This window comes from Aliiroseovarius sp. S2029, from assembly GCF_023195575.1.
Taxonomy (GTDB): Bacteria; Pseudomonadota; Alphaproteobacteria; order Rhodobacterales; family Rhodobacteraceae; genus Aliiroseovarius; species Aliiroseovarius zhejiangensis.
Genome location: NZ_JALPQE010000016.1, coordinates 1 through 2,756, shown reverse-complemented (window position 1 = coordinate 2,756; position 2,756 = coordinate 1). Strand labels below are relative to the sequence as shown.

General features: G+C 59.6%; 2 protein-coding genes and 1 pseudogene. 1 reads left to right on the top strand and 2 read right to left on the bottom strand.

All coding sequences use genetic code 11. The features are described 5' to 3' along the window. The coding region (locus MUY21_RS15905; protein ID WP_248411255.1) for an ISL3 family transposase at positions 1-1,436 on the bottom strand (1,436 nt) is incomplete at its 3' end. A gap of 154 nt (positions 1,437-1,590) precedes the next feature. Here MUY21_RS15905 and MUY21_RS15900 point away from each other — a divergent pair. Next, positions 1,591-2,031: pseudogene (locus MUY21_RS15900) on the top strand (hypothetical protein); the annotation flags it as partial. Between the two features lie 67 nt (positions 2,032-2,098). Here MUY21_RS15900 and MUY21_RS15895 read toward each other — a convergent pair. Next, entirely contained in the window at positions 2,099-2,617 is a 519-nt protein-coding gene (locus MUY21_RS15895; RefSeq protein WP_248411254.1) for a PIN domain-containing protein, read from the bottom strand. Between the last annotated feature and the right edge of the window lie 139 nt (positions 2,618-2,756).

Genomic DNA, 2,756 nt, shown 5'->3' with positions numbered 1-2,756 from the left:
TCTGCTTGGCCGTTGCTCCAGGGCATCTCGATGGCGTTTTTGACGGCTTCGTAGTCCCGGTTCACTGTGCGGGCAAAGCGCACGATGGGCGCCAGGTCGGTTTCGATCGCGTCGTCGATCCATGCAGGGAGCGGGTCTGCCACGCGGCCGCGCAGGATACCATTGAACCGCATGGCGAGGCTGCGCATCGATACGAAGGCGGGAGAGCGGGTCTTGAGCGCATCGACTTTACGCGCCTGATCCGAGGTGAGCTTGCCGCGCGGTTTGATGCACAGCGCGGCCGCGATGACCGGGGAGATCGCGTGCCCCGTTTCCGGGTCCCGAACCGGCTCCAGGATCTTGTGTTCTACCTTGGGATCGCTCGCTTGCTGTTCGGCTCTGCGCCAACCCGCCAGCAGCCGCTGCAAATGCGACTGGCTCCCCTCGTAACCACGCTCTTGGATCAGACTGAAAAGGGCGCTGCCAGTTCGAATGCCCTCCTTCCAGCTTTGGCTCAGGAACTCTTCAAAATACCATGGCGAACTCGGCTTCAAAGCGGCCCGCCTGCGGTCCGGTGGTGTTTCGAACTGCAGCCATTTCGCGATGCTGCGACGCGGAAACCCTGTTCGCCGCCCGATCTCGCTGCAGGAAAGTCCCTGATTTCGGAGCGCATGGATGGTGGTGAAAATCTCTTCCCGGAACGTCCTGTGCGCAAGGCGGGACTTCAGAAGGCTTCCGGCTGCGGTGATGTTGTCGGCGTCGGACAGCAGCGCCCTGCCGGTGGCACGGCCGTGAAGGTTCATCTGTTCCTCAATGGCCTGCCGCAGGTTTTGCACGATATGGAACCGGTCGGCGACCTGCTTTGCCTGCGGTGCCCCTTGCCGGGCAGCCTTGGCGTAGAGACCGCACCGATCTCTGCTGATCACTTCCACCTCGGGGTGTCGCTTTAGCCAGTTGGTGCAGGTGACGACATCTCGATCCTCGAGGATGTCGATGACCACGCGACGCTCCAGATCCACGATGATCGTGCCGTAGGTTTGCGATTTCCGCCAGCTCCAATCGTCGATCCCGATGATTGTCGGCGCCTCGGTGGTGCCTTGAGCACACCTTTTCAGCTGCCTGAGCACCGTGTCATCGCTGACCCCAAGGCCCAAACGATGCAACAACCGCTCCGCAGGCCGTCCGCCTGTCGCATGCCCAAGATGGCCGACAATCTCCCCTACACGCGAAGTACGACGTGCAAATGGACGCGCAATCGAGCTGATCTGGTCCGAGAAAGTCCGGCGCGGGCAAGCAGGCGCCAAACATCGCCAACGGCAAACTGCGAGATCAACCGTTACCGCGTCTCCATGCGCGGGATAATCCTGCAGCCACCGACGCCGCCAGCCATGACGTCGGCGTGAATGCAATCCACAGTCTGGGCAAATGCCGTTGGGTGCCAAGACGCCAGATACAATCCACCCGCCGGATTCACTTCGTTCAACGCTTTGAACTGCAACATCGCTGCCCGGCGACCAGTGCTTCTTCGAACTCACAACTATCCCTCCTGAATTTTCCAGTTTCAGGATAGTTGCGCCACACAAAGTGAGGCAGAGCCACATTAATGCAGTTTCGAACGTGTTCCAGACATGCTGGGCCGACTTGATCAAGGCTGCGAAGACCGTGCTTCCATGCTGGAATGTCGACACGCAAGTGATCTGGGATCGCTTCCTTGCGTTCAACCGCGCGCGCGGCAACGAGAAGGTTCCAGCGGGTTTTTTGCTCGGCTTCATGCGCAGATGGCGCACCGCGCCAGGCGCTACACCTCGACCAAGAGAAGTGCCCGAACCGCAGGTGATACTCGATCCGAGAGAGCGCGAGTTACGCGATCAGATCAAGGCCGCACCGAGCACAAACCGCCAATTTCATGCTTCCCATCTGTGTAGCAAGATCGGTATGGCCGCTTATGAGGCGCGGGTTCTCGAGGTCATTCGCCACTTTGGATGCCAGCGGTTCACGGCCATGCTGGCTGTGCATGGTCGAGCTGTATTGGCAGGGGAGATTGAGCGGTGACAATGGAGAGGTTAGCACCTGCAATGCCAAAACGAGTTGAGCACGCCAAGACCCGCGATGGCGCCAATCAGAGCAGATCGGCAAACTGCTCCAGGTCAGCAACAGTTGCGACCAGCCCTTGTTGCGTCAGGATCGACAGATATTCGTCAACACTCTTGGGCGGGTTTTTGAGGCGGGCGCGAACTTTGCGCAGCGCGGAGCAGACCAGACCGGGCGCGAGAGAAAGCTGGTTCCGGAAAAAGTCGTCGGGGTGCTGAGTTTCGATGCCGAATGGTGCAAGTGCCTCTGGTGGGAAGTCCTTCAGGTTCTGAGTGACGATGGCGTCACAGCGCCCGACGATAGCGGCCGCCAGAACGTGCCGGTCGTCGGGATCCGGCAATATGAGGGCCGGCACCAAGGCTTTATAGCCGGTGACTAGGCAGTCGCGTGTGGCCATGTCCATCAAGTCGCGGGTCCGCTCCAGCGCCGCCCGCTCGCGATGAGGTTCATTGCGTAGTAGGGCGTCGATCCATTCCCGATGGATGTCAGCCGTCCACTTCGCCTTGAAAAGATCTGTGACAGCCAATTGCATCAACGCGTCCCGCATTGGCGCGGGGTAGAGAACATTCGCGTCGAACAGCACCGTGTACTTGTAGTGAACCGCAATCATCCGCGTCTTGAACTGCAAACATCGTGATTTTTCGACCAGATTAACTGCGTTTATCTGGGGTGCGGAAACCGAATTG